This window comes from Chelativorans alearensis, assembly GCF_010993735.1.
GTDB lineage: Bacteria > Pseudomonadota > Alphaproteobacteria > Rhizobiales > Rhizobiaceae > Chelativorans > Chelativorans alearense.
On the sequence record NZ_WQNI01000011.1, the window covers coordinates 139,946 to 161,689 of the forward strand.

Below are 21,744 nucleotides of genomic sequence, written 5' to 3' on the forward strand. Positions count from 1 at the left end.
CGGCCGTGACAGCCCGCATCCTCGTCGTCGACGACATCGCCGCAAATCTGCGCCTGCTCGAAGCGCGGCTTCTGGCCGAGTACTACGAGGTGGTGACAGCGCGCTCCGGGCAGGACGCCATCGAGATCTGCGAGTGCAGCAAGGTCGACGTGGTGTTGCTCGATGTCATGATGCCGGGTATGGACGGCTTCGAGGTCTGCCGCCGGCTGAAGTCCGATCCGGCGACCACGCACATTCCCGTTATCATGGTCACCGCGCTCGGCCAGCCGGCCGACCGCGTCCGCGGGCTTGAGGCCGGTGCCGACGATTTTCTTACCAAACCGGCGAAAGACCTGCAGCTTCTCACAAGGGTGAAAAGCCTGGTCCGGCTGAAGGCGCTGACGGACGAATTGCGCCTGCGCGCCGCCACGACGCGCAACATCGGCATCGAGCAACTCCTTGAAAAGAAGAGCGGTGATGTCGAGGAGACGCCGAGCGTGCTCCTGCTGGATGACGATGCCGCCACCGGGCGGCGCATCAAGAGGCTCTTGCAGGGCACGTTCGACCTCGACGTGGCGGAGGAGCCGCAGGCCGGGCTCCGCCAGGCGGTCGAGGGTGCCTATGAGTGCATCATGGTGTCCACCGGCTTTACCGACTACGACCCGTTGCGGCTTTGCTCCCAGCTCCGCGCGCTCGAAACGACGCGCCTGGTGCCCATCGTTCTTCTGGCGGGGGAGGGCGATGAGGAGCGCATCATCCGCGGGCTGGAACTCGCGGTGAACGATTACGTGCTGCATCCGGTCGAGCGCCAGGAACTGATCGCCCGCCTGCGCACCCAGATCCGGCGCAAGCGCTACAACGACAGCTTGCGCTCCAGCGTTGCGCAGACGGTGGAAATGGCGGTCACCGATCCGCTGACGGGCCTGCACAACCGGCGCTATCTCGACAGCCATCTGCGGAGCCTGTTCGACCGTTCGACGGCGCGCAAGCGTCCGCTTTCCGTCATGATGGCCGACATCGACCGCTTCAAGTCCATCAACGACACCTTTGGGCACGATGCCGGCGACGCCATCCTCAAGGCGTTTGCCGGGCGGTTGCGCAAGAACCTGCGCGGCATCGACCTCGTTTGCCGCTACGGCGGCGAGGAGTTCGTCGTCGTCATGCCGGACACCGAACTCGTCGTGGCGGAGAAGGTGGCCGAGCGTATCCGCGCCGAGATTGCCAGCGGACCGTTCACGACCAGTGAGGGTGATAACGCGATCGACGTCACCGCAAGCCTCGGCGTCGCCTCAACGAGGATGCCGGGGGACACGGTGGAGGCACTGATGAAGCGGGCCGATCGCGCGCTCTACGAAGCCAAGACACGGGGGCGCAACCGCGTGGTCGCGCCGGCAGCCTGAGCCCGTCCCGTATGGTTACGCGTTTACCCTAACGAGAATCAATCAATCACGATGGTTAAGTAAGTGTTGATTTTCTTGAGCAGTTGCGCGAGTGTCGCAACCGATGGTGGACGTAGCCGCTCGTGGGGACAGGCTGTTACGTCCTTCTGATACCCCATGATGCTCAGGTCCGCCGCATCTCCTGGGTCCGTGGGGTTGGCCGGCCGGCGCTGGTGTAAGTGGCCTCCTCGTACCGCTGCCAGATCGCCGACCGGCCCCCATCCCCTACAACGGATACGGGTAATCGCTTGTCGGCCGGCTCTCGCACGGGCCGATGCTCCCATACAAAATCTGCACAATGAAAAACGGCGCCCAATGGGCGCCGCCTGCATGCATGAAGGGTGGCGAAAGCTACTTGATCTTCGCTTCCTTGAACTCGACGTGCTTACGCGCCACCGGGTCGTATTTGCGCTTGGTCATCTTCTCCGTCATCGTGCGGCTGTTCTTCTTGGCGACGTAGAAGTAGCCCGTGTTTGCCGTCGACTGGAGTTTGATCTTGATGGTCGTGGCCTTGGCCATGGCATTCGTCCGTTTCTGGTGATGAAGATGGCGGCCCGTCGACGGTCGCGGCAGGGCGCGCGGAAAACTCGCCGGACACATAAAGACAATGCCCGGAATGTCAAGTGCGCAGGGAAGGAAGGGCCGCCGTTCCTACAGCAGCACGCGCACGAACCGGTTCGCCCGCATGAAATAGAAGGGCACCGGGCCGCCCGGTGAAAGCCCGGGGTCGGCGGCAAGGCGCTTGTCAAGGTCGTCGAGCACGGTGCGGGTGATGGCGGGGATCTCGGCCTGCATGGCTTCGCCGATCGGCAGCCAGACGATCTCCTCCAGTTCGTCCGTCGGCCCGCCGTCGGCAAGCTCCACTGCAACCTCATCGCGCCAGGCGGCCAGGAACCGCGTGTCGAAGCGGCGCACGCGGCCGGGCGGGGTGATGGCGCGGGCGATGTAGCGCAACCCGTCGAGCGAGGGCTTTATGCCGTGGTCGGCAAAACCCTGCCAGTGCCGGCTCTTCGTCGAGAAGGCATCCCTGCGCCCGATCAGGAGGCCGGCTTCCTCATACGTCTCGCGAAGGGCCGAGAGCGCGATGGCACGGGCGCGCGCGGCGGTAGCGCGGGCCCCCGGGCCGATCAGCTTGGCCTCTTCGTCAGGGTGCAGCGGCCGGGCGACGGGAATGCGGCTGTCCGTCGGGTCCGTGCGGCCACCGGGGAAGACGAAGCGGCCGGGCATGAAGGCGTGACGGCGGTGCCGGCGGCCCATCAGCACGAAAGGCTCGCCCGCGCGCCGCTCGATGACGATGAGCGTGGCGGCGTCGCGCGGCCGCATGGGCCGGCCGCCAAGGGCGAAATCGCGCGATTCGGCGGCGTCGACCTCGGCCCGCGTCATCCCCTCCATGCGCGCCCTCCCGGAGGCCATGTCAGCGCTCGGGATGGGTTTCGACGATATCGTCCTCGCCGCCGAAGCCGTGCATGCGCAACGCCCATTGCAGGCCGACGACGGCGCCCTTCACGGGGCCGATGAGGGCGAGCGACATCAACAGCGTCAGCGGCGCCCAGATGGCCATATGCAGCCAGGTCGGCCAGTCCGTCATCGCTTGCACGCCCATGAAGGCGCCGATCACCACATGGCCGACGATGACGATCACCAGATAGGCGGGCAGGTCGTCGGCGCGGTGGTGGCTGATCTCCTCGCCGCAGGCCGGGCATTCGTCAACCGTCTTCAGGAAGGCGCGGAAGAGCCGGCCGCGCCCGCAATGGGGGCACTTGCCGAAGAAGCCGCGCCGCATCGCCTCGTAGACCGGCCGCGCCGGCGCTGCCGCTTCCTTGGCTCCGAACACCCGTTCTTCCATCATCGTCTCCTGGTCTTCGGCGGATGCTGGGCCGCGCGCCTGGCAGTCCTTGTCGTGCCGCGCTTCGCCTTGTGCAGCGACTTCGAGGAGCCGGGAAGGCGCTCGGGCTCGCTGATCATCTCGAAGCGCATGGTGCCGGCCAAGGGTGCCACCTCGACCAGGCGGACGTCGACGCCGTCGCCGAGCTGGTATCCCCGTCCGCTTTTCTGGCCGACCAGCGCATGGCGTGGCTCGTCGTAGATATAGTAGTCATCGCCGAGAGACGAGACCGGAATGAAACCGTCGGCGCCATATTCGGGCAGGAGCACGAAGATGCCGGCCTTGGTCACGCCGGAGATGCGGGCGGAGAACGCCTCGTCGATGCGATGGGCCAGGTGCTCGGCCACCAGCCGGTCCACCGTCTCGCGCTCGGCCGCCATGGCGCGTCGCTCGGTGGCCGAGATGAGGGCTGAAACCTCCTCCAGGCGCGCCTCGTCCTCCGGCCGCAACCCATCCGCGCCGAAGCCCCTGGCCGCGATAAGCGCCCGGTGGACGATCAGGTCGGCATACCGCCGGATGGGCGAGGTGAAATGTGCGTAGCGGCGCAGATTGAGGCCGAAATGGCCAATGTTTTCCGGGGTGTAGATGGCCTGGCTCTGGCTGCGCAGAACCACCTCGTTGACCAGTTGCTCCTGCTCGGTGCCCTCCACGCGGGCAAGGATGTTGTTGAATTGAGCCGGCCGCAATGCCGCGCCGCGCGCCAGCGACATGCCGAGCGAGGCGAGGAACTCTCGCAAGGATTCCTGCTTGGCGAGCGAGGGCTCGTCGTGAACGCGGTAGACGAGCGACTGACGGGCCGCCTCGAGCGTCTCCGCGGCCGCCACGTTGGCCTGGATCATGAATTCCTCGATGAGCTTGTGCGCATCGAGGCGCGGCGGCACTATGACGCGGTCGACGGTGCCGTCGGGCTTGAGCAGGATCTTGCGTTCCGGCAGGTCGAGCTCCAGCGGCTCGCGCGCCGAGCGCCCGCGCTTGAGGATGGCGTAGGCGTCCCACAGAGGGCGCAGAACCGTATCGAGAAGGGGCCCCGTCTTGTCGTCCGGCTGGCCGTCGATCGCCGCCTGCGTCTGTTGGTAGGAGAGACGGGCGGCGGAGCGCATGATGACCCGATGGAAGCTGTGGCCGATCTTGCGGCCGTCGGACGCAAAGCGCATGCGCACGGCAAGCGCCGGCCGCGCTTCGCCTTCGCGCAGCGAGCACAGGTCGTTGGAGATGCGCTCGGGCAGCATGGGCACGACACGGTCGGGGAAATAGACCGAGTTGCCGCGCCTCAAGGCCTCGCGGTCGAGGGCGGAGCCCGGCCGCACATAGTGCGCCACGTCGGCGATGGCGACAGTGACGACCGCGCCGCCGCGGTTCTTCTCGTCCGGGTCGGGTTCGGCCAGAACGGCGTCGTCATGGTCCTTGGCATCGGCCGGATCGATGGTGACGAGCGGCAGCTTGCGCCAGTCCTCGCGGCCCTTGGTCGTGGCGGGCTCGGCGGCTTCGGCTTCTTCCAGCACACTGTCGGGGAAGATGTGCGGAATTTCGTGGGCATGGATGGCGATGAGCGACACGGCCTTTTCGGTGGCGATCGAACCCACCACCTCCAGCACCTTGGCCTTCGGCAATCCGTAGCGGCCGCGCGTGATCGGTTCCACCTCGACGAGGTCGCCGTGCTTGGCGCCCTTGCGGAAGTCCTCGTCCACCAGAAGTTCCGGCTGGCGCCGCTCCACCGGCTCGATGCGCAGGGAACCGTCGGCGAGTTCGCGGAAGACGCCGAGCACGGCGCGCCGGCGCTTCTCGAACACCTTCATCACACGGCCGGTATAGGCCGGCCCCGCCTCGTCCTCGGTGGGAAAGACGCGGGCTAGCACCCGGTCGCCGATGCCGGCTGCCGCCGTCCTGGCGCCCTTCTGGGCGCGGATGGCGACGAGGGGCGCCGGCCCTTCGTGCTCCTCGTCGGGCTCGGCTGGGCGGGCGAGCAGGCCGCCTTCGGCGTCGCGCGAGAAGATGTCGAGCACGACCACGTGGGGCAGGGCCCCGGGGCGCAGGATCTTCTTGCGCCGCTTTTTCACCAGGCCCTCGTCGTGCAGCCCGCGCAGCATGTCCTTCAGCCAGATGCGGTCGCCGCCCTTGATGTTGAAGGCCTTGGCGATCTCGCGTTTTCCCGAGCGGTCGGGATTTTCGGTGATGAAGCGCAGGACCTCCTCGCGCGACGGCAGGTGCGCGTTATCGCTCTCCACCTTGGCGGCCGTCTTGCCGCGCCGTGAGGTCCCGCGTGCCAACCGATCAGCTCCGGCCCTTGCGGCCTGCCGGTTTCTTGCCGCCCTTGCCTGCCTTGGCGGCAATCAGTTCCACTGCTTCTTCCTTGGTGACGGACATGGGATCCTTCCCCTTGGGCAGGGTGGCGTTGACCTTGCCGAAATTGACATAGGGCCCGTAGCGGCCATCGCGCACGGTGATGATGCCGCCGCCGTCGGGATGTTCCCCGAGGTCCTTGAGGGCTGCCGGCGTGGCACGCCCGTTGCCTTTCGCCTTCTTCTCGGCGATGAGCGAGACGGCACGGTTGAGGCCGACGGAGAAGACCTCCTCGACCGACTCCAGATTGGCGTAGGTGCCCTCATGCAGGAGGAAGGGACCGTAGCGGCCGATGCCGGCCGAGATCATCTTGCCGGTCTCGGGGTGCGGGCCGACGTCGCGCGGCAGCGAAAGCAGCGCCAGGGCGCGCTCGTGGTCGAGGCTTTCGGGCGTCCAGCCCTTGGGCAGGCTCGCGCGCTTGGCCTCCTTGCCTTCGCCACGCTGCACGTAAGGGCCGAAGCGGCCGGACCGCAGCGTGATCTCTTCGCCCGTATAGGGGTCGTTGCCCAGCACCTTGTTGCCGTCCATGCCGGCTTCCGCGCCGCCGTTCTCGCCATTCTCGCCGAGCTGGCGCGTAAAATCGCACTCTGGATAGTTGGAGCAGCCGACGAAGGCGCCATAACGGCCGAGCTTCAGGGACAATTTGCCGGCGCCGCATTTGGGGCAAAGGCGCGGGTCGCCGCCATCCTCGCGCGGCGGGAAGACCAGCGGGGCCAGTTCCTCGTTGAGCGCGTCGAGCACGTCGGTCACGCGCAATTCCTTGATATCGCCAACGGCGCGGGAGAAGTCCTGCCAGAAATCGCGCAGCACCTCCTTCCAGGAAAGCCTGCCATCGGAGATCTCGTCGAGCTTTTCCTCAAGGTCCGCGGTGAAGTCGTATTCGACGTAGCGCCGGAAAAAGTTCTCCAGGAAGGCGGTGACGATGCGGCCCTTGGCCTGCGGCACGAGCCGGCGCTTGTCGATCGTCACATAGTCGCGGTCTTCCAGGGTCTTGAGCGTGGCGGCGTAGGTCGACGGTCGACCGATACCGAGCTCTTCCATCTTCTTGATGAGGGAAGCTTCCGAATAGCGCGGCGGCGGCTCTGTGGTGTGCTTGGTGACGTCGATCTTGTTGCGCTCAAGCGTCTCGCCGGAATTGATCTGCGGCAGGCGGCGGTTCTCCTCGTCCTCCTTGTCGTCTTCCTTGACTTCGGAATAAGCGGCAAGGAAGCCGTCGAAGCGGACGACGGAGCCGACAGCGCGCAGGCCGGCCGTGCGGCCATCGCCCTTCGCCTCGATCTCCACGGTCGTGCGCTCGATCTCGGCTGCCTGCATCTGGCTGGCGATGGCGCGCTTCCAGACCATCTCGTAGAGGCGCGCCTGGTCGGCATCGACATATTTGCGCACCTGGTCGGGCGTGCGCGAGAAGTCGGTGGGGCGGATGGCCTCGTGCGCCTCCTGTGCGTTCTTGGCCTTCACGGAGTAGAACCGCGGCTTTTCCGGCAGGTAGCGCTCGCCGAAGGTCTTGCCGACGGCGGCACGCGCCTGGTCCAGCGCCTCGGGTGCCATCTGCACGCCGTCGGTTCGCATATAGGTGATGAGGCCGGTGGTCTCGCCGCCGATATCCACGCCCTCATAGAGGCGCTGGGCCACCTGCATGGTGCGCGAGGCGGAAAAGCTAAGCTGCGAGGACGCGGCCTGCTGCAGCGTCGAGGTGGTGAAGGGCGGGCCGGGATTGCGGCGCGTCGGTTTGGCCTCGACGGAGAGCACCTTGTAGGAAGCGCCGTCCAGCATGGCCTTGATGCCGTCGGCCTCCTCCTGGCTCTTGATGTCGAGTTTCTGCAGCTTCTTACCGTCGAGGACCGTCAGCCGCGCCTCGAAGGTGTCCTTGCGCGGCGTATCGAGAGCGGCGGCGATCTGCCAGTAATCTTCGCGGATGAAGCGCTCGATCTCGGCCTCGCGGTCGCAGACGAGCCTGAGCGCGACGGATTGGACGCGGCCTGCCGAGCGGGCGCCGGGCAATTTGCGCCACAAGACGGGCGACAGCGTGAAGCCGACGAGGTAGTCGAGCGCGCGGCGCGCCAGATAGGCGTCCACCAGCGAGGCGTCCACCTCGCGCGGCTCGGCCATGGCGTCGAGAACGGCCTTCTTGGTGATGGCGTTGAAGACGACGCGGCGCACCGGTTTGTCCTTGAGCGCCCGTTTCTGGCGCAGCACCTCCAGAACGTGCCAGGAGATCGCTTCGCCCTCGCGGTCGGGGTCGGTGGCAAGTACCAGGCCATCGGCATCCTTCATCGCCTTGGCGATGTCGGAGAGGCGCTTCGCGGACGGGCTGTCGACAGCCCAGGACATGGCGAAGTCCTCGTCCGGGCGTACCGAGCCGTCCTTGGCGGGCAGGTCGCGCACATGGCCGAAGGAGGCCAGGACCTTAAAATCCTTACCCAGGTATTTGTTGATTGTTTTCGCCTTGGCCGGCGACTCGACGATGACGACATCCATAGACGGGTGTTACCTTGTTCGGCACCAAGACGGTGCCGTTATTGCGTTTCCAAGCCTCACAGGCCCGGCCAGCACGTGACATGGCCGCGCTTTCCTCTGCGGTCAAGGCCCCAATCGCATTTCACGCCGTCGGCAGGGTGTGCAACCCATGGGTGCGGTGCGGCGCTTTTTCATTTATTTGTATATATGCTTCCTTACATGGACAAAGGGCCACGGGGAAGCGAACGGTACCTGTGCAACGGTGAAGATGGGGCGGACAGGAGGGCGATACCAGGGGCAAGAGGCGAGGGGAGTATGGCCGGATGGCCGAGATATCGTTTGGACGGCAACGCAATGAGACCTTGGATTACATACAGGCAATGCTCGGTCAGCTTTCGCTGATGGCAAGGGGGGAGGGCTGCGACATGCTCACCTACCTCATCGAGATGGCCTATGTGGAGGTTAGCGATATCCTCCGCGGCCAGCGTCCGCCCCATATCCAGTCGGAGGAGGCCTCACAGGCCACCCATGAGCAGCGAAACGCTTCCACCTGAGTGCCGCTCCAGCCGGCCCGCGAGGTCGAGCTCCAGCAGAATCAGGGATACCTGTGCCGGGTGAAGCCTTGTGTGACGGATGATCTCGTCGATGCCGACCGGCGTCGGGCCGAGCGCCTCCAACACGCGGGCGCGCTCGTCGTCGCCAGGCGGTGGAGCGGAGAGCGAATCCGACGGCTCCTCCATCTCGCGCTCCGGCGGCACTTGGCCGAGGAGCGGAGCGATGGCCTCGAGAATGTCGTCCGCGCCGGTCGTCAGGATGGCGCCATCCTTGAGCAGCTTGTTGGTGCCGGCCGCGCGCGGGTCGAGCGGCGAGCCGGGTATGGCGAAGACGAGCCGCCCCATCTCGTTGGCCAGCCGGGCGCTGATGAGCGAGCCGGAGCGACCGGCCGCCTCGACCACCACAAGCCCGTAGGCCATTCCGGCGACGATGCGGTTGCGGCGCGGAAAATCCCTGGCGCGCGGCGTCCAGCCGAAGGGCATTTCCGAAAGCACCACGCCGCGCTCGGCGATCTCGGCGAACAGCGCGTCGTTCTCCGGCGGATAGGGCCGGTCGAGCCCGCCTGCCATCGCCGCCGCCGTGCCGGTTTCGATGCTGCCCCTGTGGGCGGCGGCGTCGATGCCGCGCGCCAGACCGGAGGCGACAAGGTAGCCTTGACGCCCAAGCTCCACGGCGAGGCGCTGCGCCAGTTTGACACCGGCGAGCGAGGCGTTGCGGGCGCCGACGATGGCGATGGTCGGCTCGCGCAGAAGGTCGAGCCGGCCTTTTGCGGCGATCAGTGGCGGCGGATTGTCGGCGCGCGCCAAAAGCGGTGGATAGTGCGCCTCCCCGATGGCGACGAAACGGGCATTCATCCGGCGCGCGGCGTCCAGCTCCGCGTCGATTTCCGCCTCGGACGGGATCCTGATCCGCTGGGCGCCGCCCTTGTGGGCAAGCTCCGGAAGTTCGGCAAGGGCAGCCTCGGCCGAGCCGAAGCGGTTTATGAGATCGCGGAAGGTGGTGGGGCCGACGTTTTCCGTGCGGATGAGGCGCAGCCAGGCACGGCGCTGACGGTCGTCGAGCCGGCGTTCGGCGCTGGCGCTCAACCCTCTGCCCCGATGCGTGACTCGCGGCCCTGAACAAGGCGGATGATGTTGGCCCGGTGCTTCAGGAAGACCAGCAGGCTGAGGACGACGAACAACTGGGCCGGCTGGACAAGCCCGAGGAGGTAAAGCCCGACGGGAACGCACACCGCCGCCACGAGGGCGGCGAGCGAGGAATAGCGCGTGATAAAGGCAACCGCGAGCCAGGCGACTGCGAACACGGCCGCCCCCTGCCATGCAAGGGCCGCAAGAACGCCGAGATACGTCGCCACGCCCTTGCCGCCCTTGAAGCCGAGCCAGACGGGGAAGAGATGGCCGATGAAGGCGCCGAAGCCGGCGACGAGCGCATAGTCCAGGCCGTAGGTACGGGCCAAGAGCACGGCGGCGGTGCCCTTCAGCGCATCGAGAACCAGGGTGAGCGCCGCCAGCCCCTTGCGTCCCGTGCGCAGCACGTTCGTCGCGCCGATGTTGCCGGAGCCGATGTTGCGCACGTCGCCCAGCCCCGCCATGCGCGTGATGAGAAGGCCGAAGGGGATGGAACCGAGAAGATAGCCGACGCCAAGCGCGGCGAGCAGGTAGGGCAAGGCTGCCTGCCAGTCTGTCGGATCCGGCATCTTGTTTCTCCCGCTCCCCTTATGCTGAAAACACTGTGCCGCCTGCAACCATGGTCTGCAAGACCCGGCCCTGCATGCGCGCGCCTTCGAAGGCGGTGTTTTTCGACAGCGAGCGTATATCCGCCTCGCGCACCAGCCACGGGGCGTCGAGATCGACCAGCACGAGGTCGGCCGGCGCGCCGGGCCTCAAGGTACCGCCGGGCAGGCCGAAAAGCCGCGCCGGCGCGGTCGACAGCGCCTCGATGACGCGCAGAAGGGGCACGTCGCCGGAATGGTAGAGCCGAAGAGCCGCGGCAAGTAGGGTTTCAAGGCCGATGGCGCCGGCCTCCGCCTCGGCGAAAGGCAGGCGCTTCGTGTCGACGTCCTGCGGGTCGTGCGAGGAGACGATGATGTCCACCGTTCCCTCCTTCAGCGCCTCGACCATGGCAAGCCGGTCTTCTTCGCCGCGCAGCGGCGGCGAGAGGCGGAAGAAGGTGCGGTATTCGCCGACGTCGTTCTCGTTGAGGCAAAGATTGTTGATGTTGATGCCGGCGGTGACGGGCAGGCCGTCGTTCTTGGCGCGGCCGATAGCGGCGGCGGACATGGCGGTGGAGATTTCGGCCGCGTGGTAGCGCCCGCCGGTCAGCCCCGCCAGCATCAGGTCGCGCGTGAGCGGGATGGCCTCGGCCTCGCGCGGAACGCCGGGCAGCCCCAGCCAGCTTGCCAGAAGGCCCTCGTTCATGACGCCGGAGGAGGCGAGGCAGGGGTCCTGCGTGGAATGGGAGACGACGATGCCCATGTCGCGCGCGTAGGTCAGCGCGCGACGCATGACGAGCGCGCTGGCGATGGTGCGGCGGCCCTCGGTCAGCGCCACCGCGCCGGCCTCGTGCAGAAGGCCGAACTCGCTCAAGTCGCTGCCGGTAAGACCCTTGGTGATGGCGGCGGCGGGGAAGACGTTGACCAGCGCCGTCTCGCGCGCCGTGCGCAGGACGAATTCGACCAGTGCCACGTCATCGATGACCGGAGCCGTATCCGGCATCATGATGAATGAGGTGACGCCGCCCGCGGCCGCCGCCTGGCTGGCCGAGGCTATTGTTTCGCGGTGCTCGGCCCCCGGCTCGCCGACGAAGACGCGGGCATCGATGAGGCCGGGAAGGATTGCCTTGCCGGCACAGTCGATCGTCTTGGCGCCTTCGGGCGCGCCCTGGTTCAACGCGCCGGCACCGGCGGCGCGGATGACACCGCCTTCGACGACCACCGTGCCGGTCTCGTCCAGCCCGCGCGAGGGGTCGACGATGCGGGCGTTGGTGAAGACGGTTGCGCTCATGCCCCGCCTCTCGCGTTGCGGCGCGGGTCGAGCAGGGCTTCCATCACCGCCATGCGCACGGCAACCCCCATCTCCACCTGCTCCTGGATCACGCTCTGCGGGCCATCGGCCACCTCCGAGGCGATCTCGACGCCGCGGTTCATGGGTCCCGGATGCATGACCATCGCATCCTTCTTCGCGGCTTTGAGCTTCTGCGCGTCGAGACCGAAGAAGCGGAAATATTCGCGCACCGAAGGCACGAAGCTGCCGGCCATGCGCTCGCGCTGCAGCCTCAGCATCATCACCACGTCGGCACCCTTCAGCCCATCCTCCATGGTGGTGAAGGGTTCGACGCCCATCTGCTCGACGCCCGCCGGCAGCAGCGTGGAGGGAGCGACGACGCGCACCCGCGCGCCCATGGCATTGAGCAGAACGATGTTGGAGCGGGCAACGCGCGAGTGCACGATGTCGCCGCAGATGGCGACCGTAAGGCCGGCGAGCCGGCCTTTGGCGCGGCGGATGGTGAGGGCGTCGAGAAGCGCCTGGGTTGGGTGCTCGTGCGCCCCGTCGCCGGCATTCACCACCGAGCAGCCGACCTTCTGTGCCAGGAGCGCGGCCGCCCCCGCCGCCGAATGGCGGATGACGAGGATGTCGGGGCGCATGGCGTTGAGCGTGGCTGCCGTGTCGAGCAGGGTTTCGCCCTTCTTGGTCGAAGAGCTTGCCACCGACATGTTCATGACGTCGGCGCCCATCCGCTTGCCCGCCAGCTCGAAGGAGGACTGGGTGCGCGTCGAGGCCTCGTAGAAGAGGTTGATCTGCGTACGTCCTCGCAGGGTGGCGAGCTTCTTCTGCGGCTGGCGCGAAACGGCGACCGCGGCGTCGGCCCGGTCGAGCAGCATCTCGATGTCGGCGGGCGACAGGCCCTTGATGCCAAGCAGGTGGCGGTGCGGGAAGAGCGGAAAGGCCGGCGCGTCTGTCATCTCAAGGCGTTGCTATAGGCGCGCGTTAGGGTTCTCGCAAGCTGGAGAAAAGCCTGTGGGGCGTTTCTCCCGATAATTTTCAATGGAAATGGAAAGGGGTTAGGCTCATATCACCAAAAAAAGCGGAATGAACCGCAAAGCCGCAACGGCAAAGGAAATCTTGCGTGAATCACGAGGTAACGAACCAGCCGCCGCCCATCAGCGGAACGAATGCGTGGCGGTCCGACCCGCTTCTCGTTCAGCTCGGCGAGAATTTTTCCGAGCCGGTGCGCAAGGAGTTGGAGACGCTGGGACGCTTCGTGCGCAACCAGGATGCGCAAGACCTGGCGCGGCTGGCGAATGGGGAGGTGCCGACGCTTAAGACCCATGACCGCTACGGCCGCCGGGCGGATATCGTCGAATACCATCCCGCCTACCACGCGCTGATGCGCCGCTCGGTGGGCGCCGGCATCCACTCCTCCATCTGGGAGGAAAACGAAACGGAGAAGGGGCAGCGCCACCAGGCGCGCGCGGCACGCTTCTATCTTACCTCGCAGCTCGAGCTCGGCCATCTCTGCCCGCTCACGATGACCAGCGCCTCGCTGGCGGCGCTGATGGCCAGCCCGGACCTCTTCCGCGTCTGGGCACCGCGCGTGATTGCCCGCAAATACGACCATTCCAACCGGCCCGCCGTCCAGAAGCAGGGTGTGACGCTCGGCATGGGCATGACGGAGAAGCAGGGCGGCACGGACGTGCGCGCCAACATCACCGTTGCCGAGCCCGCCGGCGGCGGTCTCTTCCGCATCACCGGGCACAAATGGTTCATGTCCGCGCCCATGAGCGACGCATTTCTGGTGCTTGCGCAGGCAAGGGAAGGGCTTTCCTGTTTCCTGCTGCCGCGCGTCAGCGAAGACGGGTCGGCCAACGGCTTCCGCTTCCAGCGGCTGAAGGACAAGCTCGGCAACCGCTCCAACGCCTCTTCGGAGGTCGAGTTCGAGGGTGCCCTGGGCTTTCCCGTCGGCGAGGTGGGGCATGGCATCCGCACCATCATGGATATGGTGACGCTGACGCGGCTCGACTGCGCGCTGGGCTCCGCCGGGCTGATGCGCGCTTCCCTGGCCGAGGCGGTGCACCACGCGCGCCACCGCCAGGTCTTCGGCAAGACGCTTATCGGGCAGCCGCTGATGCAGCGTGTGCTAGCCGATCTCGCGCTCGACGTGGCGGCGGCTACCGCGCTTTCCTTCCGCCTTGCCCGCTCCTTCGACGATGCGGCGGCAAACCGCGCCGACGCTGCCTTCGCGCGGGTGATGACGCCGGTGGTGAAATACTGGGTCTGCAAGATCGCGCCCGCCGTCACCTACGAGGCGATGGAGTGCCTCGGCGGCAACGGCTATGTCGAGGAGGCGCCGCTTGCCCGCTACTACCGCGAGGCGCCGGTCAATGCCATCTGGGAGGGCTCGGGCAACGTCATGGCGCTCGACCTGCTGCGCGTGCTTTCGCGCAATGCCGGCCTCCTCAACGAGGTGCTGGCAGGCATCCACAGCGACCTGGGCGAAACCGGCCGCGGCACCGTGGAGGTGCTCAAGGCGGCGATCCGGGTATGCCAGTCGGACGAGGGCTCGGCGCGCATCCTGACCGAGCAGCTGGCAATTGCCGCCGCCGCCGCGGAGTTGAGGCGGCTGGGGGCGGGGCGGGTGGCCGACGCTTTCATCGAAACGCGCCTCGCCGGTCAATGGCGCGGCACCTACGGCATGCTCGACGCGCGCCATGACGCAGCGGCGATCGTGGAGATGCTGTATCCGGATGCGGGGTAGCCCGCCGGTAGAGCCTCAGTGCTGCCGGTATTAACCCTAACGAATGGTAAGCGTTGCGCTCGGCGTGCGGGAAAGCCAGTGTCGATTCCACGCCGGAATGCGGCGACGGAGGGGCTTTATGCGTTACATCCTGATTTTCTGGGCGCTGCCGATGAGCCTCATCTGGGGCTGGTATTTCCTGTCCTTCAACGACATCAATTTCGGCTTCGTGATGCTCACCCGGCAGGTGCACGATCTCGTCTTCGAGGTCTACGGGCAGATCCTGGGCATCGAGCCATCGGCCCTGCCGCCGCTGCTCGCGCGGGCCTGCGTGGTCGATACGTTCATCCTGATGGCTATCCTCGCTTTCCGCCGCCGCCGCGCCATCCGCGCATGGATTGCCGAGCGGCGGGGGCGGCCAGGCTATTCGCGCGAGGACGCCGCCCGCAGCGTCTGAAGCCGGTCCAGCGCCCCTTGCAGGATGAAGGCGGCTGCCGCCGAATCGATGCGGCCGGCGCGCTTCGCCCGCGAGACGTCCATCTCGATCAGCGCCCGCTCGGCGGCCACCGTCGACAGCCGCTCGTCCCAGAAGGCGAAGGGAAGGTCCGTCATCGCCGAAAGGTTGCGCACGAAAGCGCGGGTGGACTGGGCGCGCGGCCCCTCGCTGCCGTCCATGTTGACCGGTAGACCGACGATGACGGCGGCGGCCTTCTCGCGGGTGAGTTGATCGAGCAGTACCTTCGCGTCCTGCGTGAATTTTTTCCGCGTGATCATCGGCCGCGGCGAGGCGAGCGACAGACCGAGGTCGGAGATGGCAAGGCCAATGGTCTTCGTGCCGAGGTCGATACCTGCCAATGGGCGGCCCGCGGGCAGGGTCCCGGCGAGGTCTTCGATGGAAAGTACGCCCATGACCACGGCCTTTTCTTTGACTCGGCGACGGCTCGTTCTATCCTCCAAAGCCTCAACAAGCGAGGAGCGTGCAATGAAAATCACCTGGTACGGCCATTCAGCCTTCAGGGTCGAGGCGGGTGACGCGAAAATCCTGATCGACCCCTTCCTGAGCGGCAATCCGTCGTGGGACGGCGGCTGGGAGGACCCGGCAAAGGGCATCACCCATGTGCTGCTTACCCATGGGCACAGCGACCATCTGGGCGATTCGCTTGCCATCCTGGAGAAGACGGGCGCCATGCTGGTCGCCAATTTCGAGGTGTGCATGTATCTCGTCGGGCAGGGCGCCAGTCAGGAGAGGATCAACCCCGGCAATCTTGGCGGCACGGTCGATTGCGGCGGCTTCACCACCACTTTCGTGCAGGCGCATCATTCCTCTTCCTTCCCGTTGGATGACGGGACCAACGTCTATCTCGGCAATCCAGCCGGCCTCGTCCTGCACTTCCCTCAGGAAAAGACGCTCTACCACATGGGCGACACGGACATTTTCGGCGACATGGCGCTGATTCAGGAACTGCACCGGCCGGATATCGGCATCGTGCCCATCGGCGACCGCTTCACCATGGGCGGTGCGGTGGCCGCGCTCGCCTGCCAGCGCTTCTTCCAGTTCGAGACGGTCATCCCCTGCCACTACGCCTCCTTCCCCATCATCGACCAGTCAGCGGAGAAATTTATCGAGGGCATGAAGGGGACCGACACCAAGGTGCTGACGCCGGAGCGCGGCAAGCCGATGGAGCTTTAGAAGACGGCTTTTTGGGCGATGGTTGTTGCGCCCCGCGCCGGGCGCGACTATAGGCCTGTGCCATTGTTTCCCCTGGCAAGGAAGAGCAGCATGTCCGTCGATATCGAGACCGTGAAACGCGTGGCAAAGCTTGCCAGAATTGCCGTCGACGACGAGGAGGCGGCCCGCATGACCGGCGAGCTCAACGCCATTCTCGGCTTCGTGGAGCAGTTGGGCGAGGTGGACGTCGCAGACGTTGAGCCGATGACCTCCGTCATCCCCACGGCAATAAAGATGCGCCAGGACGAAGTGACGGACGGCAGCAAGGCCGAGGATATCGTCGCCAACGCGCCAGCCGGCGACGACAATTTCTTCGTCGTGCCGAAGGTGGTGGAGTAGCGGCGATGGCAATCGCGATCGCCGTCGAAACCCCGTTGCAGGACGACGTTCGGGCAATGGTGGAGGAGTTGAACACACACCTCTACCCGCTGTCGCCGCCCGAATATCAGTTCCAGATGACGGCCGAAGAGATGGCGGAGCCGCATACCACCGTCCTCGTCGCGCGTGGCGGGGACGGCGCGGCCATGGGCATGGGTTCCCTCAAGGTGCATGACGGGGGATTGGCCGAAGTGAAGCGCATGTGGACGCGGCCGGCGGTGCGCGGCAGCGGGGTGGGCCGGCTGCTGCTGCAAGCGGTGGAAGCCCTTGGGCGGGAAAAGGGGATCCATCGCCTGGCGCTCGAGACCGGCGGGACGGATGGCTTTACCGCCGTCTGGCGGTTCTACGAGGCGGGCGGGTTCCGCCGTTGCGGCGCGTTCCTGGACTACCCGGACACGGAATATTCCCGGTTCTACGAGAAACTCCTGATTGAAGAAAAAGCGGCCTGATGACCGATTCCAGCCTGACCCAACTGACCATCGCCCAAGCCCGCGAGAAACTCGCGACGCGCGACATCTCCGCGCTTGAGCTGACCGAGGCCTATCTGACGGCCATCGAGGCGGCGAATGACGCGCTCAACGCATATATCGTGGCGACGCCGGACAAGGCGCGCGAGATGGCCAGGGCGTCCGACGCCCGCATCGCCAGGGGCGAGGCCGGCGCGTTGGAGGGCATTCCGCTCGGCATCAAGGACCTGTTCGCGACAGAAGGCGTGCACACCCAGGCGGCCAGCCATATCCTCGACGGCTTCGAGCCGCGCTACGAATCCACCGTCACCGCCAATCTGTGGGCGGACGGCGCGGTGATGCTGGGTAAGCTCAACATGGACGAGTTCGCCATGGGCTCGTCAAACGAGACGTCCTATTACGGGCCGGTGGTCAATCCCTGGCGCGCCGAGGGCGACAACAAGGCGCTGGTGCCGGGCGGCTCGTCCGGCGGCTCGGCTGCCGCGGTCGCCGCATGGCTGTGCGCGGGCGCGACGGCAACCGACACGGGCGGCTCCATCCGCCAGCCCGCCGCCTTCACCGCCACCGTCGGCATCAAGCCCACCTACGGGCGCTGCTCGCGCTGGGGGATCGTGGCCTTTGCCTCCTCGCTCGACCAGGCCGGGCCGATCGCCCGCGACGTGCGCGACGCGGCGATCCTTCTGAAATCCATGGCCTCGGTCGATCCCAGGGACACCACCTCCGTCGACCGGCCGGTGCCGGACTACGAGGCGGCGGTCGGCCAGTCGGTCAAGGGGCTCAAGATCGGCATTCCCAAGGAATACCGCATCGACGGTATGCCCGATGAGATCGAGGCGCTGTGGCAGAAGGGTATCGAATGGATGCGCGAAGCCGGCGCCGAGATCGTCGACATCTCCCTGCCGCACACGAAATACGCGCTGCCGGCCTATTATATCGTCGCGCCCGCCGAGGCCTCGTCCAACCTTGCCCGCTATGACGGCGTGCGCTACGGCCTGCGCGTGCCCGGCGGCGACGTGACGGAGATGTACGAGAAGACGCGTGCCGAAGGCTTCGGCCGTGAGGTGAAGCGGCGCGTCATGATCGGCACCTATGTGCTGTCGGCCGGCTACTACGATGCCTACTATCTCAGGGCGCAAAAGGTGCGCACGCTCATCAAGCGGGATTTCGAGGAAGCGTTCGCCGCCGGGGTGGATGCCATCCTGACACCGGCCACGCCGTCGGCCGCCTTCGGCATCGCCGAGCAGGACATGGATGCCGACCCTGTGAAGATGTACCTCAACGACATCTTCACCGTCACGGTGAACATGGCCGGCCTGCCGGGCATTGCCGTGCCGGCCGGGCTCGACGGCAAGGGCCTGCCGCTTGGCCTGCAGCTCATCGGCCGGCCCTTCGACGAAGAAACCCTCTTCCGCACCGGCCACGTCATCGAGCAGGCGGCGGGCAGGTTCGCGCCGAAGCGCTGGTGGTAGGATGATGGTCCGCCGCCGCGTCTGATGGCAGGGAGGCGGACGCCATGTTCCATCTCGCTTCTGCCGTCTTCTGGACGCTGATCCAGCCGGTCAATCTGACGGGATTGCTGGTCGCGGCGTCGCTGGTGGCAGCGTTTGTGCGATGGCGCCGGCTGTCGGTCTCCTTCGGCTTATTGGGTCTGTTGGTGCTTGGCCTGTCGGGCTGGACGACGCTCGGGGCGCTGCTTCTCCATCCCTTGGAGAACCACTTTCAGAAGCCGGCGGAAACGCTTGAGGACATTGACGGCATCATTGTGCTGGGTGGCGGCTTCGAGGGCGCGATCAACCTGGCGCGCGGCGGCTACGAGTTGAACGCCAGCGGCGACCGTTTTGTCGAGGCTGCGATCCTGGCGCTCCGGTATCCGGATGCCCGCCTCGTCATCTCCGGCGGCTCCGGCTCGGTCTTCCTGGCGGGTGAGGGCGATGCCGATACAGCGCCGCGGCTTCTCACCGCGCTCGGCGTGGCGCGGGAGCGGATCGAGATGGAGAACCGCTCGCGCGATACCTACGAGAACGCACAATTCTCGAAACGGCTCGTCGCCCCACGGCCCGGCGAGACCTGGCTGCTCGTGACCTCCGCGTTTCACATGCCGCGCGCCGTAGGCGCTTTCCGACAGGCGGATTTCCCCATTGTGCCCTGGCCGGTCGACTACAAGACATCGGGCACGGAGCGTTTCGGCCTTGCCGCCGACAATGTGCTCGATTCGCTGCGCAACACGACAACGGCAATGCGCGAATGGGTGGGGCTTCTGGCCTACCGGTTGACGGGACGAATCGACCGCCTGTTGCCTGCGCCGGGCTGAGACCGTTTGGGGTCTGTGGATAGCGCCCGCATTTCGCCGTATTCGTTGAAAATTTGCGAACGCCGCCTTCCGAATAAGTTGTTGAAATAACTGTATTGGTACACGCGTCACAGCGGTGGGTGATGATCCGGCGCCCACATCTTGCCGCTTTTCCGGTTGCATCGCCGCATGGAGCGGAGTATCTCCCGGCTGAAGCGGTCGGCCACGGGGGCGTTTGGGCTGGCGCAAGAACAACGACTAAACGGGAATTCAATGGACGAAAGCGTTCAGAAATCCTGCTGGGGCGTCACCGCCAAGGCAGTGATCGGGCTTGCCGGCATCATCCTGTTGGCCTGGCTCTTTGCAGGAAGCGAATCTCTTGCCGTAATCGCGGCGAGCTGAGAGCAACAGAACCGGTTCACTTCGAACAAAAGGGCGCAGCCGTTCGGCTGCGCCCTTTTGTTTTTAAGCTTGCACTACAGCGCCGTGCGTCCTTTAGGACGCACAAAGGACGCTGTAGGTTGTTGAACCTGCGCATCGTGCTTCCGAAAATCGATTCCGATTTTCGGGCCGATGCGCTTGCGATGTCGTTTCCTGACACGCATATGCGGGCGGGTACGCGCATGGAAGAGTGCAGCGTTCCCGTGCAGCCGGAGTTGGAGCATGTTTCTTTCCGTGTTCGATCTCTTCAAGATCGGCATCGGCCCGTCGAGTTCCCACACCATGGGGCCTATGGTGGCGGCGGAGCGTTTCCTGCGCGAGATTGCGGAAGGTGAGTGGCCGCGGCCGGCGGGCGCGCAAGTTGCGCGACTGTCGGTCAGCCTGCACGGCTCGCTTGCCTTCACGGGCGTCGGGCATGCAACGGACAGGGCGGTGATCCTCGGGCTGGAAGGCCTGACGCCGCTGACGGTGGACCCGGATAAAGCGGACGAGGTTCTGGGCAAGATCAGACGGACGCGGCGCCTCGGCCCGCCCGGCCATCCCGAATACCGGTTCGATCCCGAGAGCGACGTTATCTTCGACAGGAAAGCGCCGTTGCCCGGCCACGCCAACGGCATGGCCTTCAACGCCTTCGACGCCGACGACCGGTTGCTGCTCAGGCGCATCTATTACTCGGTGGGCGGCGGCTTTGTGGTCTCCGAAGAGGAACTGCAGGCGCTGAAGGCCGCGAAGAAGCCGGCGGTCGACCGAGATGTGCCCTATCCCTTCGCCAATGCGCGCGAGATGCTGGAGATGGCGGCGAAGAGCGGGCTCTCGATAGCCGAGATGAAGCGCGCGAACGAGGAAACGCGCATGGACGCCGCGGAGCTCGATGCCGGCCTCGACCGCATCTGGCAAGCCATGCACGGCTGCATCGAGCGCGGGCTGTCGCAGGACGGCGTCATGCCGGGCGGGCTGAAGGTGCGCCGCCGCGCGCGCCAGCTCCACGAGAAGCTGGAGGAGGAATGGCGGCAGAACCGGCCCAACCCGCTTGCCGCCAACGACTGGCTGTCCGTCTACGCGATGGCGGTGAACGAGGAGAACGCCGGCGGCGGGCGCGTCGTCACCGCGCCGACCAATGGTGCAGCCGGCGTCGTGCCGGCAGTGCTGCGCTACTGGCTGCGCTTCCATGTCGACGCCGACCAAAGGGGCATCCGCGACTTCCTGCTGACGGCGGCGGCCGTAGGCGGCATCGTAAAGCACAATGCCTCCATCTCCGGCGCCGAGGTCGGCTGCCAGGGCGAGGTGGGCTCGGCCTCGGCCATGGCGGCTGCCGGGCTGGCCGCGGTCCTGGGCGGCACGCCCGAGCAGGTGGAAAACGCCGCCGAGATCGCGCTGGAGCACCATCTGGGCATGACCTGCGACCCGGTGGCCGGCCTCGTGCAGGTGCCCTGCATCGAGCGCAACGCGCTGGGCGCGGTAAAGGCCGTCACCGCCGCTTCGCTCGCCGTGAAGGGAGACGGCAAGCACTTCGTCTCACTGGACGCGGCGGTGGAGACCATGCGCCAGACCGGGCTCGACATGAACGAGCGCTACAAGGAGACCAGCCTCGGCGGTCTGGCGGTGAATGTGGTGGAATGCTAGCGGAGGTGGGCCGTGGCGAGAATTGCGACGTGCACTTGTGGCAACCTGCGCGTGGCTTGTGCCGGCGAGCCCGAAAAGGTGTCGCTGTGTCATTGCCTTGCCTGCCAAAGGCGGACCGGTAGCACCTACGGCATTGCCGCCTTCTTCCGTAAGGAGGATGTCCATGTGGAAGGCTCGAGCCGACGCTATGCGCGCCCGTCCGACAGCGGCTTCCCAGTGACGTTTCATTTCTGTCCTTCTTGCGGTTCGACGGTTTTCTGGGAGCCACAACGCAAGCCGGAGTTGCTTGCCGTCGCCGTCGGCGCGTTCGCCGATCCGGCCTTCCCGGCGCCGGTGCAAGCCGTCTATGCCGAGCACCGGCATCCGTGGGTCGAGGATCCCATCGGCTGATCGGGGCGCGAGCTGTGGAACGCATCCCGATAAGCCTT

22 protein-coding genes are annotated in these 21,744 nt (G+C 66.3%); 12 read left to right on the top strand and 10 right to left on the bottom strand.

Features of this window, described 5'->3' with window-relative positions; translation table 11 throughout:
* The first annotated feature begins 5 nt into the window (after nucleotides 1-5).
* Nucleotides 6-1,379, top strand: a complete 1,374-nt coding sequence (locus tag GPJ75_RS17870) for a PleD family two-component system response regulator (protein WP_163269792.1) — start codon at nucleotides 6-8, stop codon at nucleotides 1,377-1,379.
* Nucleotides 1,380-1,769: 390 nt separating this feature from the next.
* On the opposite strand, the gene rpmG is transcribed toward GPJ75_RS17870, so the two are convergent.
* The 5 genes from rpmG to topA form a co-directional block, all read right to left on the bottom strand.
* Entirely contained in the window at nucleotides 1,770-1,937 is a 168-nt protein-coding gene (gene rpmG / locus GPJ75_RS17875) for a 50S ribosomal protein L33 (protein ID WP_163269794.1), read from the bottom strand.
* Nucleotides 1,938-2,069: 132 nt separating this feature from the next.
* Nucleotides 2,070-2,810 (bottom strand): NUDIX hydrolase, encoded by a 741-nt coding sequence (locus GPJ75_RS17880; RefSeq protein WP_163269796.1) that lies wholly within the window; start codon nucleotides 2,808-2,810, stop codon nucleotides 2,070-2,072.
* A gap of 22 nt (nucleotides 2,811-2,832) precedes the next feature.
* Nucleotides 2,833-3,267, bottom strand: a complete 435-nt coding sequence (locus GPJ75_RS17885; RefSeq protein WP_425483169.1) for a DUF983 domain-containing protein — start codon at nucleotides 3,265-3,267, stop codon at nucleotides 2,833-2,835.
* A complete protein-coding gene (rnr, locus tag GPJ75_RS17890; RefSeq protein WP_163269800.1) occupies nucleotides 3,264-5,570 on the bottom strand; it encodes a ribonuclease R in 2,307 nt (768 codons plus the stop codon). Before rnr ends, GPJ75_RS17885 begins: the two co-directional genes overlap by 4 nt.
* A 4-nt stretch (nucleotides 5,571-5,574) precedes the next feature.
* On the bottom strand, nucleotides 5,575-8,121 hold the full coding sequence (gene topA, locus GPJ75_RS17895) for a type I DNA topoisomerase (protein WP_163269802.1): 2,547 nt from the start codon (nucleotides 8,119-8,121) through the stop codon (nucleotides 5,575-5,577).
* 302 nt (nucleotides 8,122-8,423) lie between these two features.
* On the opposite strand from topA, the gene GPJ75_RS17900 reads away from it, so the two are divergent.
* Complete coding sequence (locus GPJ75_RS17900) at nucleotides 8,424-8,654, top strand: hypothetical protein (protein ID WP_159586431.1); 231 nt, start codon at nucleotides 8,424-8,426, stop codon at nucleotides 8,652-8,654.
* Here the strand turns inward: GPJ75_RS17900 and dprA are convergent.
* The 4 genes from dprA to GPJ75_RS17920 are packed head-to-tail and all read right to left on the bottom strand — an operon-like array spanning nucleotide 8,616 to nucleotide 12,616.
* Nucleotides 8,616-9,740, bottom strand: a complete 1,125-nt coding sequence (gene dprA, locus GPJ75_RS17905) for a DNA-processing protein DprA (protein ID WP_163269804.1) — start codon at nucleotides 9,738-9,740, stop codon at nucleotides 8,616-8,618. The two genes, GPJ75_RS17900 and dprA, sit on opposite strands and share 39 nt — an antisense overlap.
* Nucleotides 9,737-10,351 (bottom strand): glycerol-3-phosphate 1-O-acyltransferase PlsY, encoded by a 615-nt coding sequence (plsY, locus tag GPJ75_RS17910; protein ID WP_163269806.1) that lies wholly within the window; start codon nucleotides 10,349-10,351, stop codon nucleotides 9,737-9,739. Before plsY ends, dprA begins: the two co-directional genes overlap by 4 nt.
* Before the next feature lie 19 nt (nucleotides 10,352-10,370).
* On the bottom strand, nucleotides 10,371-11,657 hold the full coding sequence (locus tag GPJ75_RS17915; RefSeq protein ID WP_163269808.1) for a dihydroorotase: 1,287 nt from the start codon (nucleotides 11,655-11,657) through the stop codon (nucleotides 10,371-10,373).
* A complete protein-coding gene (locus GPJ75_RS17920; protein WP_163269810.1) occupies nucleotides 11,654-12,616 on the bottom strand; it encodes an aspartate carbamoyltransferase catalytic subunit in 963 nt (320 codons plus the stop codon). The genes GPJ75_RS17915 and GPJ75_RS17920 overlap by 4 nt, the downstream gene beginning before the upstream one ends.
* A gap of 164 nt (nucleotides 12,617-12,780) precedes the next feature.
* Here GPJ75_RS17920 and GPJ75_RS17925 point away from each other — a divergent pair, with 164 nt between their 5' ends.
* Together GPJ75_RS17925 and GPJ75_RS17930 are read left to right on the top strand one after the other, a co-directional pair.
* Nucleotides 12,781-14,409 carry an acyl-CoA dehydrogenase family protein gene (locus tag GPJ75_RS17925; protein ID WP_163269812.1) on the top strand — a complete coding sequence of 543 codons (1,629 nt, stop codon included), beginning with the start codon at nucleotides 12,781-12,783 and terminating at the stop codon, nucleotides 14,407-14,409.
* 118 nt (nucleotides 14,410-14,527) lie between these two features.
* Entirely contained in the window at nucleotides 14,528-14,845 is a 318-nt protein-coding gene (locus GPJ75_RS17930; protein ID WP_163269814.1) for a DUF6105 family protein, read from the top strand.
* Here GPJ75_RS17930 and ruvX read toward each other — a convergent pair.
* Nucleotides 14,812-15,297 (bottom strand): Holliday junction resolvase RuvX, encoded by a 486-nt coding sequence (ruvX, locus tag GPJ75_RS17935; RefSeq protein ID WP_163269816.1) that lies wholly within the window; start codon nucleotides 15,295-15,297, stop codon nucleotides 14,812-14,814. The two genes, GPJ75_RS17930 and ruvX, sit on opposite strands and share 34 nt — an antisense overlap.
* Nucleotides 15,298-15,370: 73 nt before the next feature.
* Between ruvX and GPJ75_RS17940 the strand changes: the two genes are divergently transcribed.
* The 8 genes from GPJ75_RS17940 to GPJ75_RS17970 all read left to right on the top strand — a co-directional run bounded on the left by GPJ75_RS17940 (nucleotide 15,371) and on the right by GPJ75_RS17970 (nucleotide 21,706).
* Nucleotides 15,371-16,078: a metal-dependent hydrolase gene (locus GPJ75_RS17940; RefSeq protein ID WP_163269818.1), complete on the top strand. Its 708-nt coding sequence runs from the start codon at nucleotides 15,371-15,373 to the stop codon at nucleotides 16,076-16,078.
* 90 nt (nucleotides 16,079-16,168) lie between these two features.
* The gene (gene gatC / locus GPJ75_RS17945) at nucleotides 16,169-16,456 is read left to right on the top strand and encodes an Asp-tRNA(Asn)/Glu-tRNA(Gln) amidotransferase subunit GatC (protein WP_163269820.1); all 288 of its coding nucleotides are present in this window, start codon (nucleotides 16,169-16,171) and stop codon (nucleotides 16,454-16,456) included.
* Nucleotides 16,457-16,461: 5 nt separating this feature from the next.
* Nucleotides 16,462-16,944 (top strand): GNAT family N-acetyltransferase, encoded by a 483-nt coding sequence (locus GPJ75_RS17950; RefSeq protein WP_163269822.1) that lies wholly within the window; start codon nucleotides 16,462-16,464, stop codon nucleotides 16,942-16,944.
* Complete coding sequence (gene gatA / locus GPJ75_RS17955) at nucleotides 16,944-18,431, top strand: Asp-tRNA(Asn)/Glu-tRNA(Gln) amidotransferase subunit GatA (protein ID WP_163269824.1); 1,488 nt, start codon at nucleotides 16,944-16,946, stop codon at nucleotides 18,429-18,431. Before GPJ75_RS17950 ends, gatA begins: the two co-directional genes overlap by 1 nt.
* A 44-nt stretch (nucleotides 18,432-18,475) precedes the next feature.
* A complete protein-coding gene (locus GPJ75_RS17960) occupies nucleotides 18,476-19,273 on the top strand; it encodes a YdcF family protein (RefSeq protein WP_163269826.1) in 798 nt (265 codons plus the stop codon).
* A 252-nt stretch (nucleotides 19,274-19,525) separates the two neighbouring features.
* Nucleotides 19,526-19,654: a hypothetical protein gene (locus tag GPJ75_RS27615; RefSeq protein ID WP_281354822.1), complete on the top strand. Its 129-nt coding sequence runs from the start codon at nucleotides 19,526-19,528 to the stop codon at nucleotides 19,652-19,654.
* A 261-nt stretch (nucleotides 19,655-19,915) separates the two neighbouring features.
* Nucleotides 19,916-21,316 (top strand): L-serine ammonia-lyase, encoded by a 1,401-nt coding sequence (locus GPJ75_RS17965; protein ID WP_163269828.1) that lies wholly within the window; start codon nucleotides 19,916-19,918, stop codon nucleotides 21,314-21,316.
* A gap of 12 nt (nucleotides 21,317-21,328) precedes the next feature.
* The gene (locus tag GPJ75_RS17970) at nucleotides 21,329-21,706 is read left to right on the top strand and encodes a GFA family protein (protein WP_163269830.1); all 378 of its coding nucleotides are present in this window, start codon (nucleotides 21,329-21,331) and stop codon (nucleotides 21,704-21,706) included.
* Nucleotides 21,707-21,744: the final 38 nt, after the last annotated feature.

What these genes read in the sequence shown, in the direction of transcription:
- plsY (WP_163269806.1), bottom strand. Translation starts at nt 10,351, where the DNA reads ATGCCGGATCCGACAGACTGGCAGGCAGCCTTGCCCTACCTGCTCGCC.
- GPJ75_RS17960 (WP_163269826.1), top strand. Translation starts at nt 18,476, where the DNA reads ATGTTCCATCTCGCTTCTGCCGTCTTCTGGACGCTGATCCAGCCGGTC.
- GPJ75_RS17930 (WP_163269814.1), top strand. Translation starts at nt 14,528, where the DNA reads ATGCGTTACATCCTGATTTTCTGGGCGCTGCCGATGAGCCTCATCTGG.
- gatC (WP_163269820.1), top strand. Translation starts at nt 16,169, where the DNA reads ATGTCCGTCGATATCGAGACCGTGAAACGCGTGGCAAAGCTTGCCAGA.
- GPJ75_RS17940 (WP_163269818.1), top strand. Translation starts at nt 15,371, where the DNA reads ATGAAAATCACCTGGTACGGCCATTCAGCCTTCAGGGTCGAGGCGGGT.
- GPJ75_RS17950 (WP_163269822.1), top strand. Translation starts at nt 16,462, where the DNA reads ATGGCAATCGCGATCGCCGTCGAAACCCCGTTGCAGGACGACGTTCGG.
- GPJ75_RS17900 (WP_159586431.1), top strand. Translation starts at nt 8,424, where the DNA reads ATGGCCGAGATATCGTTTGGACGGCAACGCAATGAGACCTTGGATTAC.
- ruvX (WP_163269816.1), bottom strand. Translation starts at nt 15,297, where the DNA reads ATGGGCGTACTTTCCATCGAAGACCTCGCCGGGACCCTGCCCGCGGGC.
- topA (WP_163269802.1), bottom strand. Translation starts at nt 8,121, where the DNA reads ATGGATGTCGTCATCGTCGAGTCGCCGGCCAAGGCGAAAACAATCAAC.
- GPJ75_RS17920 (WP_163269810.1), bottom strand. Translation starts at nt 12,616, where the DNA reads ATGACAGACGCGCCGGCCTTTCCGCTCTTCCCGCACCGCCACCTGCTT.
- gatA (WP_163269824.1), top strand. Translation starts at nt 16,944, where the DNA reads ATGACCGATTCCAGCCTGACCCAACTGACCATCGCCCAAGCCCGCGAG.
- rpmG (WP_163269794.1), bottom strand. Translation starts at nt 1,937, where the DNA reads ATGGCCAAGGCCACGACCATCAAGATCAAACTCCAGTCGACGGCAAAC.
- GPJ75_RS17965 (WP_163269828.1), top strand. Translation starts at nt 19,916, where the DNA reads ATGTTTCTTTCCGTGTTCGATCTCTTCAAGATCGGCATCGGCCCGTCG.
- GPJ75_RS17885 (WP_425483169.1), bottom strand. Translation starts at nt 3,267, where the DNA reads ATGATGGAAGAACGGGTGTTCGGAGCCAAGGAAGCGGCAGCGCCGGCG.
- GPJ75_RS27615 (WP_281354822.1), top strand. Translation starts at nt 19,526, where the DNA reads ATGGACGAAAGCGTTCAGAAATCCTGCTGGGGCGTCACCGCCAAGGCA.
- GPJ75_RS17915 (WP_163269808.1), bottom strand. Translation starts at nt 11,657, where the DNA reads ATGAGCGCAACCGTCTTCACCAACGCCCGCATCGTCGACCCCTCGCGC.
- GPJ75_RS17880 (WP_163269796.1), bottom strand. Translation starts at nt 2,810, where the DNA reads ATGGAGGGGATGACGCGGGCCGAGGTCGACGCCGCCGAATCGCGCGAT.